This is a genomic window from Fluviicola chungangensis (assembly GCF_007558725.1).
In the GTDB taxonomy this organism is placed as follows: Bacteria; Bacteroidota; Bacteroidia; order Flavobacteriales_D; family Crocinitomicaceae; genus Fluviicola; species Fluviicola chungangensis.
The window spans coordinates 11,789-26,428 of sequence record NZ_VLPL01000002.1 but is presented as its reverse complement, the minus strand read 5'-3'; the positions used below and the strand labels follow the sequence as shown (position 1 = coordinate 26,428).

The following is a 14,640-nucleotide window of genomic DNA, read 5'->3' as shown; positions in this document are numbered from 1 at the left end:
TAAGATAACCCGCTTTTCAATTATAAACTGAAATTAGGATTATGAAAAAAATAGCAGTAGTAGGGGCAGGACTTGTAGGAAGTTTGCAAGCCATTTTACTGGCACAGAAAGGATACCACGTTTCCGTATTTGAACGAAGACCTGATCTGAGAAAAGCAACATTGATAGGTGGAAAGTCTATTAACCTGGCGCTTTCTGACCGTGGCTGGAAAGCTTTGGAAATTGCCGGCATTGCCGAAGATATTCGCCAGATCGCCATTCCGATGTACAACCGCTGTATGCATGCTTTGGACGGGACGCTGACTTACCAGCCGTACGGTGTAAACAATGAGGCAATTTATTCTGTTTCGCGCGGAGGATTGAACCAGAAGTTGATGAACCTGGCTGATAATTATCCGAATATTGAATACTTCTTTGATCGGAAATGTTTGGATGTGAATTTGAAAACAAATACACTTTCATTTCAAAATGAACAAACAAAAGAGCTGGAGCAGTTCGAATCGGATAAGATCTTTGCTACTGACGGAGCCTATTCGGCAGTTCGTATGCGGATGCAAAAGTCCATGACCTTCAATTATTCACAAAAATACCTGGATCATGGATATAAGGAACTGGTGATCCCGGCAAATGCGGACGGAAGCCACAAATTGGATAAAAATTGCCTGCACATTTGGCCCAGAGGTGAATTTATGATGATCGCCCTGGCAAACCTCGACGGAAGCTTTACGTGTACCCTTTTCTTCCCGATGGAAGGAGAAACTTCGTTTGAGACGCTGAAAACGAGGGAGCAGGTCGCTGCTTTTTTTGACAAGACATTCCCGGATGCCGTAGGAATGATGCCGACATTGCTGGACGATTATTTCGAAAATCCAACCAGTTCATTAATCATGGTTCGCTGTGAGCCATGGAATTATAAGGACAATATAGTTCTCCTGGGTGATGCTGCACATGCCATTGTTCCATTCTATGGACAAGGAATGAACTGCGGTTTCGAAGATTGTACCGTTTTCAACGAGATGTATGATGAGAGTAAAGGAGACTGGACAGGTCTGTTGAGTCGTTTTTCTGATCAGCGGGTTCCGGATGCGAATGCAATCCTGGATTTAGCGCTTGATAATTACGTGGAAATGCGCGATAAAACGGCAGATCCTGAATTCCTGTTGCAAAAGAAGATTGAGGGAAAATTCTCCCGATTACATCCGGATAAATGGACACCACTTTATTCACAGGTTACGTTTAGTAATACGCGTTACAGCGATGCATTGAAAAATGGAAGAAAACAAGACGCCTTGATGCAGGAAATTCTGAAGATTGAGAACATCCATGAAAAATGGGACGAACCATTCGTTATGGATAAAATGTTGGAACTTATTTCGTAACGAATCAGAAATCTTTAGATATTTAAATAAAATTAGACCATGAAATTTGTCGTTTGTATTTTGTTGATTGTCATTACCGGATTTTCATTCGGTCAATCCCGCAATTTGAGAGGGAAGAGCCGAAAGGATTTTTTTGGAGGTGCACGTGATTACCGTCAATTGACAAAGGATGGAATCCAAATTTCCCTGGGACCGAATTTCACGTTTACCAATCCGAAAATAACCGAATATTCCGGAACGGATGCGACTGGCCGGCCGGTTACTGCATCAGTTGATCCGATCGGAAAACCGGGAGCATTTATTGAAATAGGTGCGGCTCATTACCGCTTGAAAAAGTCGCGTGTTTTGGACGCATGGTATAAAAAACGTGGGGATAAAGGCGAAATAAAATGGATCGGTGCGAACTTATTTCATAGACTGGACTGGGGATTGGGCTTTAATTACATCGGTGGAAGTGAGCGGACACGTTTTGAATTGGTCGATCCTTCAGGTGTTTCTTCCTTTGATGAGAGTACCGGGTCCTTCTACAATGGTTATGTAACTGCACGCGTAACAATCGATCGGTTTACCAAGATTGCAGATGGCTGGCATTTGGAAACGGGATTGGGGTTTAACTTTTTGTTTAATGCACTTCCTGCACCGAAAGCACCTTACGTTCCTACCATTGCTCCGGTAAAGTTCCAACAGGATTTCATGGCGCAATTCCATTTGCACTTAGGGTTCACCCGAACGATTCGCCGGGGTGATTATCTAACCTTTGGCTTTTTGGTTCCGGCCATTGGAATTTACGAACCGAACAAAGCGCGCCCAACGATTCAATGGTTTTCAAGCAATTACTGGCCCATCCAATTTCAAATTCGCTGGATTCATCATTTTACTAAGAAATCGAACGGTTGTAACACCGGAACACCGGAAGACCGGAAAAGAAATGACGAATACATGCAAAACCGTTAATAGCGCATTCCATGAGAAAATTTTATTATTTAAGCTCTTGCGACACTTGTCAAAAGATTATGAAGACTCTGGACTTACCAAAAGATGTGGAGCTGATTGATATCAAACAAACAAATATTGATGCCAAGACTTTGGATTGGTTAAAAGAAAAGGTGGGTTCTTATGAGGGAATGTTTTCAAAAAGAGCGATGAAATTCCGTTCTCAGGGATTACATGAAATGAATTTGACAGAAGCGGATTACCGCAAATACATGTTGGAGGAATACACGTTTTTAAAGCGGCCTTTTGTTATTTATGACGAGCATGTTTGGATCGGAAATGCGAAGAAGGAGGTGGAATCTGCCCGGGAATTTTTTGCTAAGAATAAGTGATGTTTTAATGGGTGGGTTAACGAGGGAAATGGTGCGCAATGGAATTGTAATTGTTTGGAAAAACGCAAATTGAACAAAGCTTGTAAGTAAGTTTACTAACTTGCTAATAATTAACCCGGATTTCTCATTTATTTTATCGGATCACCTCAAAAAAAGCGCAAACGACTATTTAGAATGGAACTGCGATAATCGTCCAGTTTCTCATCCTGGTTACGTTGAATAAACCGACGAATGAATTTCTGCGTTCCTTTACCCATTTTAAAATCCAGTTCGTCACCGAAAATCGGAACGATACTTAGGAACTGAATGGTTTTGCCGGAAATAATTACGGGACTCAATTCTTTTTGAAGTAAAATGGGATCCAAAAAGATGAAATATTCCTGTTTCATCAGATTGGAAATCGGAACTTCCGGATTACCTGTCGGAATGGTATGTCCCGGGCCAAACCAGGTGTTTTTATCTCTTACGAACCGCTCCAACTTGTAGAGCCAGGAATAGATCCACGAACAGTTCGGGTTGGTATAATCTTCAAAATCCCAGTAAGCGGGCAGACAGAAAAAAATTTCATTAAACTCTCTGCCAACCCATTTTTCAAGGACCGGCATTTTATAATCGGAAAGGGAAGCGGTCATAATAACTGTTACCGGAACATCCAGTTCAAGAAACAGGATCATTAATTCCTGTTCATTGTGCAACGGATTTTGGATAGATTTTACGCGGTGAGCTCCAAAACGGTTTTCAAATGCCTTTAATAGTTCCATGGTGACAAATATAGTGCTTCCGCTTTGCTTCTACCTATAAGTCCGGGAAGTATATCAATAAAAAAGGGGCCGAAGCCCCTTATTGGTTATTGGTTTATATTGCTACTTCGCTTTAAAGAAATGATCGATTTCTGAAATGCGCATCGTCATATCATCTCCTTCAACTTTTGTAATGTTGAAAATGATAGACTTCTTTTGGTTGGGACCGTAAAATAAGAATAAATCAATTTTATCGTCGTATTGGGTGCTTAACCATTTTCCCTCCATTTCAATAAAATCTGTCATATTGTTTTGATCATACCAACGACCCTTAAACGTTTCGTCATCTTTCAGATCAAAATAAATATTGTTGATTCCCAAAATTTTGTCTTTGTCCGGTCCGAAACCGTCTACTTTAACAAGTGTCCATTTTTTGACAAGACGGTCATCAATGTTAGAGTTTGAACAAGCAGAAAGGACTAAAAAAAGCAGTCCGAATAGTAAGTAAGTAAAACGAATCTTCATAATAAATTAAGCCGGGGTGCTAGGGTAAAACTAAGCTTTCTGAGTATAGTATGAACTACTTTTTCTGCAGATTGTATTTAAGCAAATTTTGAGTGAGCAATTGTCCGATTTGACTGTGCAATTTACTTATGCTTTCCTAGCATTCGGTATGATTCTAAAGAATTTCCTTCAAAGAATTCCAAAAAATGGCATCGGATAGAACAGCCCCCTGTGCAATTAATTGATGAATTTCCATTTCCCGCGAATTTGCATACTGTTTCTTACTGGTGAAAAAGGAGAGATCATGAGGGGTCTTTGTCAAAGCTTCATGAATTCCGTCTACGGTGGAAAGGTCGACAGCAGATCCTGGGTTCTTTTGAATAGCAATCAGTTCCTGTTCGCTTTCCTGAAAATGGAATACGATGCAGGAATCCGGAGTGCGGTGCTCCAGAAATTTCACCTTTTCATAAACTGTTTGCAATACCTGATCGGAGAATAATTCAACCAGTTCCAGCGCCTTTTGAGGTTCTTCCTGATTCAACATTGCCCATTCTTCACCATGGACTCCGTTAATAATCAGAAACGCCTTTAAATCGCCTTCCAGGTGCTGCAGTTCTTCATCGGACAACATGCGGTATTTCATGCCGCAAAGGTAGTGTTCTTTTCAGTGTAAGTGTAATATAGAACAGGTGTTTTTGATTCATAGTCACATCCAGGTTGCTTAGCTTACTTACATTACAGGTAGGTGTATTCGAATCGTACTTTGGTTCCGTCCTTGTAGGTCACTTCCTGTATCAGGTTGTTTTCCGAATACAAAAAAGTGGTGATAATTAATGATTTATCGGTGGGCTTGTAGCAATCAATGCGCCGGATGATATTTCCCTTCGCGTCTTTTTCCTCGATCAGTTTATAGCTGCGTTTTCCGTTTTTGCGATATCCTTCAAATAGATCTTTATTCGTTGAATAGGTATTGTGATTCACTAAAATGGAATCGTGCAGGAAACGATTGTATTCGGTCAATACGGAATCTTTTGTGTAGACAGATTCCTGCAGGTAATCCTTGCCATTTTCAATTGTCCGGGTATAACTGATGTACGAACCGTCGTTATTGGAACTATAATACTGGCAATGAGTTACCTCATCTACTTTTTCCTCCCGGATCTTTCCTTTTTCATCACAACTGTATGTCCAGCGTTTTTGCAATTCACCATTGATCGTATAACGTGATTCTGTGGCTTTTTTTAATAGGTTGTCATAATCGGTTTCCAGCCTGTAAGTCTTTTCTTTCTTTCCGAAGATTTTTCGTTCTACCAGGGAAGTTTGCTCACCGCTGAAATAAACATAAACAGTTTCGGCAGTTGGTTTGTTGTCTTTGGAAGATTGAATTTTCACGATGCGTAATTGCCCGTCATAGGTAATTTTTGTGTGGAATGAATGGGCTTTATTTATCCGGTGTATTTCACTCAACAAGGTATCATTATACGTGTAATTAACTGTACCGTAAATTGTTTTCATTTGGACTAATCTTCCCGACAAATCGTATGTGCGAACATACCATTCCTTTTTCTTTCCACGCTTATTGATATTGAATGATTTTACAACTCCCACCTTGTTTTGTTTTATGACCTCCGGCTTTGCTCCGTAATAAAGGTGTTGCTGGTAATCAATTCCCACTTCATATTTCGCCGCCCAGCGAAGAGAACTCAGCATGTAAGCATCCGAATTCGGAGGGAAGCGGGCAAAAGTGACACCCGGAAGCAAGATCATCGAAAGTAAAAGCATTTTCATAAGGCAGTTATTTTTTAAGTTATACCCCATAAGTTGAAATACCATGTTGGTTACACTCCAAATCTACATAAAACCGTACTTTTGTTACATGCAGAAAAAAGGAGTTGCAATTCTAGGTTCTACTGGTTCTATCGGGACACAGGCGTTAGAAGTGATTCAGGCCTATCCGGATAAATTTGATTTGCAAGTCATTACTGCTCAGTCAAATGCGAAGCTATTGATTGAACAGGCCAAACGATTCCAGCCAAACACGGTTGTGATCGGTGATGAAAGCAAATACCAGGAAGTGAAGGATGGGCTTTTTTCTGAAGATGTTCATGTGTATGCCGGAGATCAGGCACTTTGCCAGGTCGTTGAATTTCGTGAAGTAGATGTGGTATTGACTGCGCTGGTTGGTTATGCAGGGTTGAAACCTACCTTGGCGGCAATTGAAGCTGGAAAGGACATTGCATTGGCGAATAAGGAAACCTTGGTCGTGGCAGGCGAACTGGTAACAACCAGGGCGCGCACCAAAGGAATCAATATTTACCCGGTTGATTCGGAACATTCTGCCATTTTCCAATGTTTGGTAGGGGAATTTCATAATCCAATAGAAAAAATCTACCTGACGGCATCGGGAGGACCTTTCAGAGGCTGGGAAGCAGCTGCATTGAAATCCGTTACGCCTGCTCAGGCATTAAAACACCCGAATTGGTCGATGGGAGCGAAGATTACCATTGATTCCGCTTCCATGATGAATAAAGGATTGGAAGTTATTGAAGCGAAATGGCTTTTTGGTCTGAAAACGGAACAAATAGACGTAATCGTTCACCCGCAATCCATTGTTCATTCATTGGTACAATTCCAGGACGGGAGCATGAAAGCCCAAATGGGTCTTCCGGATATGAAGTTGCCTATCCAGTTTGCTTTGACATATCCCGACCGATTCAAAACAGAATTTCCACGTTTCAACTTTTTGGATTATCCTCAACTGACTTTTGAAAAGACAGATAAAACAACATTCCGAAACCTTCAACTGGCTTACGACGCATTGGAAAAAGGCGGCACAGCGGCGTGTGCTTTAAATGCGGCAAATGAAATTTCCGTACAACTTTTTTTGGAAGAAAAAATCGGGTTTTTGGATATTGCCCGAATCAATGAGCACACCATGATACAGACTCCGTTTATCTCCAAGCCGGGGTATGAAGATTACGTGGAAACCGATCGTTTGGCACGCGAATTTGCACTTAAGCGAAAGTGAAGTAAGTCCAGTAAACAATTAGATAACGAGTGATTTTCCCCAGGCTCATCAAGCCCATGGTTTTCCAAAAGGATACACGATAAACTCCAAGCACTACCAACAAGGGATCCCCGATAACCGGCAACCAGGAAAATAGCGCTGTCCAAAAACCGTAACGCTGTACCAGGGATTCGCTTCTTACTAATTGTTTTTTGCCTAGTATTTTTCTGCCGTAATATCCCAACAGGTAATTCGTGCTACCACCCAGGCAATTTCCCAGGCTCGCTACAATTAAAACGGAAACCGGAGAGTAAGTTCCGGAATTCAAGAAAAAGAGGAGTGTTGCTTCAGAAGGGAACGGAACAATGGTTGATGCCAAAAAACACATCACAAACAAACCGATTAAACCCCATTCGATCATCATAGCCAAACCTCCGGATACAAAAAATGGGGACCGAAGCCCCCATTTTCTGATGGATTAAGAATTATTTCTTAACGATACGTTTTGTCATAGTTTCGTTTCCAACTGAAAGAGTTACGTTGTAAACTCCAGCGTCGAAGCTGTTACCGTCGATAGCGATTGTTTGAGAACCAGCAGCCATTTGAGATGCAGGAACTGTTGCAACTGTGCGTCCTGAAAGGTCAGTAACTACAGCAGAAACACTAGCGTCAGCTTTCAAGTTGAATTTAACTTCTGTTGTTCCCGCAAATGGATTAGGATAAACAGTTACATCTGTTGCAGAAGTCAATTCATCCAATCCCAATGAAGGATCAAAGTTCAAACGAACCCAAGGAGTTTCCAATTGGTAGTACAATGTGCTGTTTGCGATGTCGTTTCCATCCAACAAGAAGGAAGTTTGCGCAACTGAAGAACCAGCGTTAGCAACTTTTACATCCGGAGAGTAAGAACCAACCATTACAAAATAAGTCGTGTTTGCTTCCAATGGAATTGCAGACCCAAGGTAAACAGTCAAGTTTGTGTTAATTTGAGCAGCTGTCAATTCAAAGTCAGGAGACTCACCAACCCAAACAGGATCAGTTGCAGTTGCATCATTTTTGTAGATTCGAACATAAACCTGAGATCCAACCGGTGTACCAGTTGCAAATTTCACGTCAACACCTTTTACTGTTTGAGCAGCCCAGATATCGTACAAGTTTCCTGTTTCGAACGGATCTGCCAGGTTTGTTGTGTATCCGTTAGCAACACCGTTATCTCTTGCATAAATGTAATTTGTTACATCGAAAGAGAAGTTGTTCAACATGTTGTTTGTAGGAACGTCATCTACATCTGTAGCAGTCAATGTTCTTGTAACATTGTAAGTACCAACAGCACTTGGAGTAAATTGCGTAGTCAAAACCAAGCTATCGCTTGTTCCTACTGCAACGGTTGCAGGTGCGCTTGTTCCTGTAAAAGTACCTGCACCTGTAATATCAACACCGTAAACTACGTTTGTCATATCAGCTGCACCTTCGTTTTTCACTTTCAATGTATAATCGATCGGAGCGATTTGAGTTGTAGGAATTTTGAAATATCCCAAACCTTCAGTACCCCAGTAATCATTTGTGATTGCCAAATCGTAATCTGCAGGAGTAGAAATTGCTACATCATCGATGTTCCATCCGTATGTAATCCATACGTTCGGGTTTGTTGCAGATTGAGGGAAACGTGTTGTCCAATGGAAACGAACCATAAGCGAAGTAGATCCTCCAGGGATGTAAGAAGCTAAGTTAATGGTTTCCTGAGTTGGGTTAGCGTAAGGATCACCACCGGATTGAGACAAAACTCCTTTATCCGTGTTGTCACCTACAGTAATCCAGCTTGAACCGCCATTCACTGAAATTTGGAACTCTTGCAAGTCATTGAACAATGCACCGTTTTGCATGAATGACAAGATCAGGTTTGAAGATGAAATAGTAATCGGAGTAGCTTGAGTCAAATAATAATCAACATCTAAAGCTTGAGTTGGAGGAGTTAATGTAGGGTTTCCGTTTCCTAACTCGGCAAAATTACCATGTGAAGTAGAGTTGATAATTCCTTGAGTAGTACTGTTTGCCCACCCTTCTTTCGTTGCGTTAATGTTCCAACCAAAGTTACCACCAGTTTGACCGTCATTATCAATATTCCAGTCAGATGCATTTGAGAAGTCACTTGACCACAAAGTTGTACCCAAGGCCTTTGCAGGAGCTACCGGAGTTGCTTTATGGTTTTCTGTGCTGAATTTTTGTGCCATTCGAGGGGAAGCAGCCACTTTTGCATTTTGAGCAAATGCACCTGTAACTAACAACAATCCCGATAACAAAGTAATCTGTTTTTTCATGTTTTCTTTAATTTACGAAGTTTTAAATTTAGTTATTTGACCTATAAATGGTCAATTTATTTATTAAACGGTACTAATTACGAAACGAACGGTAATTACTGTCCCTTAGGAAGGGTAATTTCCTACGTAATTCGGTCTGTTCCTGGTAGCTAATACTACGTGTAATGACGTTTTCGGAATCCAAAAGGTTGGAAAGTTCTTCTCCCAAAAGATTAATTAATTTGCTTTGACCTGTATAAGACAACCCGGAATGATCGGTCCCTACCCTGTTTAAACCTGCAACGTAACATTGATTTTCAATCGCCCTTGCCGGTAATAATGTTGACCAATGCTGAATCCTTTTCTCAGGCCAGTTAGCTACATAGAGTAAGAGATCATAAACCGGTCTTCCATCAATCTCCCCGTTACGGATATTTTCCGGGAAACGGAGATCGTAGCAAATCTGCAAATTGATTTTCCACCCCAAATAATTCACAATGACTTCTGCTGTGCCTGCTGTAAAATGAACGGATTCTTCCGCCATCCCGAACAGTTTGCGTTTATCATAACAGGTAATGGTCCCATCCGGTTCTACAAAAACGCCGCGATTGTAGTATTTCCCTTCTTCCTCAATAATCAGGGAAGTGTAAAAAGCAGCATTCTTTTGCTTAGCTTGTTGCTTCAGCCACAAAATACTGGAACTGGAATCCATTTTTTCCGCCAGAGCGCGGGTATTCATCGAAAATCCCGTTTGAAACATTTCCGGCAGTAGAATGAGATTGCTTCCGGAGACCGGTTTCAGCAACTCTTCATAGTGTTTCAAATTGACAGCTTTGTCTTCCCAAATCTGATTTGCCTGGATCAATGTGATGCTTAAATCTTGCATAATCTTTCTGCTGCTTGAATGAGTGTTTCGTCGGTTTTTGCAAAACAGAACCGGATGGTATGATAGTCATTCCGCTCTTCGTAAAAGACGGAAAGTGGAATAGCCGCTACTCCCATTTCTTTTACCATCCATTCGCAAAAAGCCACGTCGGGAAGATTTGAAATGGTGTTGTACCGCACTGTTTGAAAGTAAGTCCCCTCGCTTGGAAGAAACTCGAATTTACTTTTAGCCATCAGTTCTTTGAAACGGTCCCGTTTATCCTGGTAAAATTTTCCAAGGGTGGTAACGTCTGTCCCGGAAATATAATCTGCAAGGGTTTTCTGAGCGACACTGTTTACGGAAAAAACCAGGTACTGATGCACTTTTTTAATTTCCTTTAAAATGTATTCCGGAGCGATCAGGTAACCTACCTTCCATCCGGTTATGTGAAATGTTTTACCGAATGAAGAAACGATCACACTTCTGTTTCGCAAAATTTCATGGTTATGCGCGGAAAAATGCTTCTTTTCAAAGGTAATGAACTCATATACTTCGTCCGAGCAAAGAATCAGGTTGGGGTGATCAATCATCACCTGTACCAAGGCATCAAAATCTTCCTTGTCCATCATCTTACCGGACGGATTATGAGGGTTGTTGATGATTAGAACCCGCGTTTTTTGATTCACGGTTTGTCTGAGTTCGCGCCAATCAATCGTAAAATCTTCCCGCATAGGAATGTGAACGGGCTTCCCACCGGCCAAATGTACCGCCGGGCTGTAGCAATCGTATGCCGGATCGAGGATCACTACCTCATCGCCCCGATGAACCAATGCCTGGAGAGTTGCAAAAATTCCCTGGGTTGCTCCGGAAGTCACCAAAATTTCAGTCGATGGATTTATGTCTCTTTGATACACCCGATGAACCATTTGGGCAATTCCTTCCAATAAAACGGGAAGTCCTGCCATTGGCGCATATTGATGAACATTTTCTTTGCTGTTTTTTGCCAATAGGTCTTCAATCAAGGGATCAATTGGAAAATTGGGAAACCCCTGGGAAAGATTAATGGCCTGATACTGGTTTGCCATTTGGCTCATCGTAGTAAAGATGGTGGTTCCTACTTTTGGAAGTTTTGTTTGCATGAATTACATTTGTTTGCAATAGCAAAGTAAATCATTCCTGCCTTATATGGTATCGAAACAGGCACATTTTAGCAGGAATTCACTTAAAATGAACTTGATGAAACTCCGTATTTTAGCTTTCCCGGTATTTTTTGGTTTGATACTAACCTCTTGTGGGGAAGATTCCATTTGTGATTGTATCCGCGCAAGCGATGAACTGAATGCTAAATACGATGAGCTGCGAACAAAAGCATTGAGTAACAAAGGGCAAAAAGAAGTCAAAGAACTCATCAAAACGAAGAAGGCTAAGTGCAAAGAATTTGAGCAAATGAGTGGTCCGGAAATGATGAAAAGAAAAGCAAGCTGCAAGTAGAAAGCCATAATCATTTGTGTCTGAATATCAGTAGCTTTCCAGATTTTAATTCCATTCTTGAATGTCTATGGAAAACTCCCGGTTTGAGTTAACAAATATTCCACACTAAATCGAAAAAATAAAACGTGAAAATCGCTATCTTTGCACCTGCTTACCAGTTAAGGTAGGTTTCAAAAAAGAGTGAAATTTTTATGAGTGCATTTTCATCCCGTCACATTGGACCTGATTCAGCTGAGAAATCTGAGATGTTAGCTGCTATTGGTGTCAAATCAATTCAAGAATTAGTAGACAAAACGATCCCTTCACCGATTCGTTTATCCGGAGAATTAAAGATCGATCACGCGTTGAGCGAGCAGGAATATTTGCAGCACATCACGGCACTTGGAGCTCAGAATAAAGTATATAAGTCTTTTATAGGATTGGGTTATAATGAAACCATTGTGCCTTCCGTGATCTTACGGAATGTTTTGGAAAATCCGGGATGGTATACTGCATATACGCCTTACCAGGCAGAAATTTCACAGGGCCGCCTGGAGGCTTTACTGAATTTCCAGACCATGGTATTGGATCTGACTGGAATGGAAATAGCAAATGCGTCTTTACTGGATGAAGGAACTGCTGCTTCGGAGGCTATGATCATGTTTTGGAATTCCCGCTCACGCCAGGAAGTGAAAGATGGAGTAAATAAGTTTTTCATCTCCAAAAATGCATTTCCTCAAACGAAAGAGGTGGTTCTGGGAAGAGCGATCAACCTGGGAATTGAATTGGTTGAAGGAGATGAAACAACGTTCACCAATGACGGTACGTATTTCGGAGCAATTATCCAATACCCGGATGTTTACGGGAATATTACGGATGTAGCCGGGTTTATCGGCCGCAATAACGGATTGAAAACGGCAGTCGCTGCAGACATTCTTTCATTGGTCGTGTTGAAATCTCCGGGTTCATTGGGAGCTGATGTCGTATTCGGTTCTTCCCAGCGATTTGGGGTCCCGATGGGCTATGGCGGACCACATGCTGCATTTTTCGCAACAAAAGAAGATTATAAACGCACCATTCCTGGCCGCATCATCGGGGTATCGAAAGATGCAGATGATAACCTGGCTTTGCGCATGGCTTTGCAAACACGTGAGCAACACATTAAAAGAGATAAGGCAACATCGAATATCTGTACGGCACAAGCCTTGTTGGCAGTTATGGCTTCCATGTATGCCGTTTACCACGGTCCTGCAGGAGTGAAAGAAATCGCAGAATACGTAAACAAGTTGGCTGCAACAGCTGCAAGCGGATTGAAAACAGCGGGAATCCAGGTTGGTTCGGATTCTTTCTTCGACACTATTTGGGTAAAAGGAGTAGACACTGCTAAGATTAAAGCTGCAGCTGAAGCGAAAGAAATGAATTTCCGCATCATCAATGAATCGGAACTGACAATCAGTTTCGGGGAACCACACACGTTGGACGATGTGAATGCCGTATTGGAAGTATTCGGGGCAAACAAGGCAGGAACCATCAATAATTCAAACATCGCCTCTTCTGCATTGCGCATGGATGCGATCCTGACTCATCCAACCTTCAACAAGCATCATTCGGAATCCAAAATGATGCGTTACCTGAAACGTTTGGAAAACAAAGACCTTTCATTGGTTCATTCCATGATTCCGTTGGGATCGTGTACCATGAAACTGAACGCAGCTTCTGAGTTGATTCCGATCACGAATCCTCAGTTCGCAAATATGCACCCGTTTGCTCCGGTTGAGCAGGCAGCCGGTTACCACGCCATGTTCCGCCAGTTGGAAAAAGATTTGTGTGAATCTACCGGATTTGCCGCGATGTCTTTACAACCAAATTCAGGGGCACAGGGTGAGTATGCCGGATTGATGGTGATCAAAGCATACCACGAAAGCCGTGGCGACAAGCAACGTACAAAAATGATCATTCCTTCCTCCGCACATGGAACCAACCCGGCTTCTGCAGTGATGGCAGGAATGGAAGTGGTTGTAACCGGTTGTGACGAAAACGGGAACATCAACATCGAAGAATTAAGAACGGTAGCCAACCAAATCGGGAACGAATTGGCCGGTTTGATGGTCACTTATCCGTCAACGCACGGTGTTTACGAAGAAGGAATCCGTGAAATCACATCGATCATCCACGAAAACGGTGGACAAGTATACATGGACGGTGCAAACATGAATGCACAGGTCGGATTAACCAATCCGGGAAATATCGGTGCAGACGTTTGTCACTTGAACTTACACAAAACATTTGCAATTCCTCACGGAGGTGGTGGCCCTGGAATGGGACCAATCGGAGTGGCTGCGCATTTGGCTCCTTTCCTGCCAAGCAACCCGGTTGTTGCTGCTGGAGGAAGCAACCCGATCCACGCAGTTTCTGCAGCACCATACGGAAGTGCTTTGATCTTGTTGATCTCTTACGGGTACATCAAGATGTTGGGAGCGGAAGGATTGCGTCAATCAACGGAAGCAGCAATTTTAAACGCAAACTACATTGCAGCGAAATTGAAAGGACATTACAACGTATTGTACACCGGGAAAAACGGAACCGTAGCACACGAAATGATCTTAGACTGCCGCGATTTCAAGAAAACAGCAGACGTAGAAGTAGCTGATATGGCGAAGCGTTTGATCGACTTCGGATTCCACGCACCAACGGTATCATTCCCGGTAGCAGGAACCTTAATGGTTGAACCAACAGAGTCCGAAGACAAAGAAGAACTGGACCGTTTCATCGAAGCCATGATCAAGATCCGTGCAGAGATCAAAGAAATCGAGAACGGCCACGCCGATAAAGAAAACAACTTGTTGAAAAACGCTCCGCATACTGCAGATTGTATCATCAACAAAGACTGGAACTACCCATACTCTCCGCAGGAAGCAGCTTACCCGGTTGCTTATTTGAAAGAGTGGAAATACTGGGTTCCGGTACGCCGAGTAGACAACGCATACGGAGACAGAAACTTAGTGTGTTCTTGTCCGAGCGTGGAGAGCTACATGCACGTGGAGGCTTAGGAA

14 protein-coding genes are annotated in these 14,640 nt (G+C 42.2%); 6 read left to right on the top strand and 8 right to left on the bottom strand.

The features are described 5' to 3' along the window. The first annotated feature begins 32 nt into the window (after positions 1–32). The 3 genes from FO442_RS03785 to FO442_RS03775 are packed head-to-tail and all read left to right on the top strand — an operon-like array spanning position 33 to position 2,704. Positions 33–1,379 carry an FAD-dependent oxidoreductase gene (locus tag FO442_RS03785; RefSeq protein WP_186279942.1) on the top strand — a complete coding sequence of 449 codons (1,347 nt, stop codon included), beginning with the start codon at positions 33–35 and terminating at the stop codon, positions 1,377–1,379. 39 nt (positions 1,380–1,418) lie between these two features. Continuing rightward, entirely contained in the window at positions 1,419–2,333 is a 915-nt protein-coding gene (locus FO442_RS03780; protein WP_144331822.1) for a hypothetical protein, read from the top strand. 11 nt (positions 2,334–2,344) lie between these two features. After that, positions 2,345–2,704 (top strand): arsenate reductase family protein, encoded by a 360-nt coding sequence (locus FO442_RS03775; RefSeq protein WP_144331821.1) that lies wholly within the window; start codon positions 2,345–2,347, stop codon positions 2,702–2,704. A 146-nt stretch (positions 2,705–2,850) separates the two neighbouring features. Here the strand turns inward: FO442_RS03775 and FO442_RS03770 are convergent, their stop codons facing one another. From FO442_RS03770 to FO442_RS03755, 4 genes are all read right to left on the bottom strand, one after another. Continuing rightward, a complete protein-coding gene (locus tag FO442_RS03770) occupies positions 2,851–3,465 on the bottom strand; it encodes a suppressor of fused domain protein (protein ID WP_144331820.1) in 615 nt (204 codons plus the stop codon). 102 nt (positions 3,466–3,567) lie between these two features. Beyond that, positions 3,568–3,969 carry a hypothetical protein gene (locus FO442_RS03765; protein WP_144331819.1) on the bottom strand — a complete coding sequence of 134 codons (402 nt, stop codon included), beginning with the start codon at positions 3,967–3,969 and terminating at the stop codon, positions 3,568–3,570. A gap of 154 nt (positions 3,970–4,123) precedes the next feature. Continuing rightward, positions 4,124–4,591 carry a DUF6495 family protein gene (locus tag FO442_RS03760; protein WP_144331818.1) on the bottom strand — a complete coding sequence of 156 codons (468 nt, stop codon included), beginning with the start codon at positions 4,589–4,591 and terminating at the stop codon, positions 4,124–4,126. A gap of 92 nt (positions 4,592–4,683) precedes the next feature. Beyond that, positions 4,684–5,736, bottom strand: coding sequence for a hypothetical protein (locus FO442_RS03755; RefSeq protein ID WP_144331817.1), 1,053 nt, complete (start codon positions 5,734–5,736; stop codon positions 4,684–4,686). Between the two features lie 88 nt (positions 5,737–5,824). On the opposite strand from FO442_RS03755, the gene FO442_RS03750 reads away from it, so the two are divergent. After that, the gene (locus FO442_RS03750) at positions 5,825–6,976 is read left to right on the top strand and encodes a 1-deoxy-D-xylulose-5-phosphate reductoisomerase (RefSeq protein ID WP_144331816.1); all 1,152 of its coding nucleotides are present in this window, start codon (positions 5,825–5,827) and stop codon (positions 6,974–6,976) included. Here the strand turns inward: FO442_RS03750 and FO442_RS03745 are convergent. The 4 genes from FO442_RS03745 to FO442_RS03730 all read right to left on the bottom strand — a co-directional run bounded on the left by FO442_RS03745 (position 6,963) and on the right by FO442_RS03730 (position 11,256). Next, positions 6,963–7,379, bottom strand: a complete 417-nt coding sequence (locus tag FO442_RS03745) for a YqaA family protein (protein WP_144331815.1) — start codon at positions 7,377–7,379, stop codon at positions 6,963–6,965. The genes FO442_RS03750 and FO442_RS03745 overlap by 14 nt on opposite strands. A 61-nt stretch (positions 7,380–7,440) precedes the next feature. Then, complete coding sequence (locus tag FO442_RS03740; RefSeq protein ID WP_144331814.1) at positions 7,441–9,273, bottom strand: T9SS type A sorting domain-containing protein; 1,833 nt, start codon at positions 9,271–9,273, stop codon at positions 7,441–7,443. A gap of 73 nt (positions 9,274–9,346) precedes the next feature. After that, positions 9,347–10,138, bottom strand: a complete 792-nt coding sequence (locus FO442_RS03735) for a nitrilase-related carbon-nitrogen hydrolase (RefSeq protein WP_144331813.1) — start codon at positions 10,136–10,138, stop codon at positions 9,347–9,349. Beyond that, positions 10,126–11,256 (bottom strand): methionine aminotransferase, encoded by a 1,131-nt coding sequence (locus tag FO442_RS03730; RefSeq protein ID WP_144331812.1) that lies wholly within the window; start codon positions 11,254–11,256, stop codon positions 10,126–10,128. The genes FO442_RS03735 and FO442_RS03730 overlap by 13 nt, the downstream gene beginning before the upstream one ends. Positions 11,257–11,353: 97 nt before the next feature. Between FO442_RS03730 and FO442_RS03725 the strand changes: the two genes are divergently transcribed. Together FO442_RS03725 and gcvP are read left to right on the top strand one after the other, a co-directional pair. After that, positions 11,354–11,608 (top strand): hypothetical protein, encoded by a 255-nt coding sequence (locus tag FO442_RS03725; protein ID WP_144331811.1) that lies wholly within the window; start codon positions 11,354–11,356, stop codon positions 11,606–11,608. A gap of 191 nt (positions 11,609–11,799) precedes the next feature. Beyond that, positions 11,800–14,637 (top strand): aminomethyl-transferring glycine dehydrogenase, encoded by a 2,838-nt coding sequence (gcvP, locus tag FO442_RS03720; protein ID WP_144331810.1) that lies wholly within the window; start codon positions 11,800–11,802, stop codon positions 14,635–14,637. Positions 14,638–14,640: the final 3 nt, after the last annotated feature.

Bases quoted from the DNA above. Each gene is read 5' to 3' on its own strand.
- FO442_RS03780 (WP_144331822.1), top strand. From the start codon at position 1,419: ATGAAATTTGTCGTTTGTATTTTGTTGATTGTCATTACCGGATTTTCA.
- FO442_RS03775 (WP_144331821.1), top strand. From the start codon at position 2,345: ATGAGAAAATTTTATTATTTAAGCTCTTGCGACACTTGTCAAAAGATT.
- FO442_RS03770 (WP_144331820.1), bottom strand. From the start codon at position 3,465: ATGGAACTATTAAAGGCATTTGAAAACCGTTTTGGAGCTCACCGCGTA.
- FO442_RS03765 (WP_144331819.1), bottom strand. From the start codon at position 3,969: ATGAAGATTCGTTTTACTTACTTACTATTCGGACTGCTTTTTTTAGTC.
- FO442_RS03760 (WP_144331818.1), bottom strand. From the start codon at position 4,591: ATGAAATACCGCATGTTGTCCGATGAAGAACTGCAGCACCTGGAAGGC.
- FO442_RS03755 (WP_144331817.1), bottom strand. From the start codon at position 5,736: ATGAAAATGCTTTTACTTTCGATGATCTTGCTTCCGGGTGTCACTTTT.
- FO442_RS03750 (WP_144331816.1), top strand. From the start codon at position 5,825: ATGCAGAAAAAAGGAGTTGCAATTCTAGGTTCTACTGGTTCTATCGGG.
- FO442_RS03745 (WP_144331815.1), bottom strand. From the start codon at position 7,379: ATGATGATCGAATGGGGTTTAATCGGTTTGTTTGTGATGTGTTTTTTG.
- FO442_RS03740 (WP_144331814.1), bottom strand. From the start codon at position 9,273: ATGAAAAAACAGATTACTTTGTTATCGGGATTGTTGTTAGTTACAGGT.
- FO442_RS03735 (WP_144331813.1), bottom strand. From the start codon at position 10,138: ATGCAAGATTTAAGCATCACATTGATCCAGGCAAATCAGATTTGGGAA.
- FO442_RS03730 (WP_144331812.1), bottom strand. From the start codon at position 11,256: ATGCAAACAAAACTTCCAAAAGTAGGAACCACCATCTTTACTACGATG.
- FO442_RS03725 (WP_144331811.1), top strand. From the start codon at position 11,354: ATGAAACTCCGTATTTTAGCTTTCCCGGTATTTTTTGGTTTGATACTA.
- gcvP (WP_144331810.1), top strand. From the start codon at position 11,800: ATGAGTGCATTTTCATCCCGTCACATTGGACCTGATTCAGCTGAGAAA.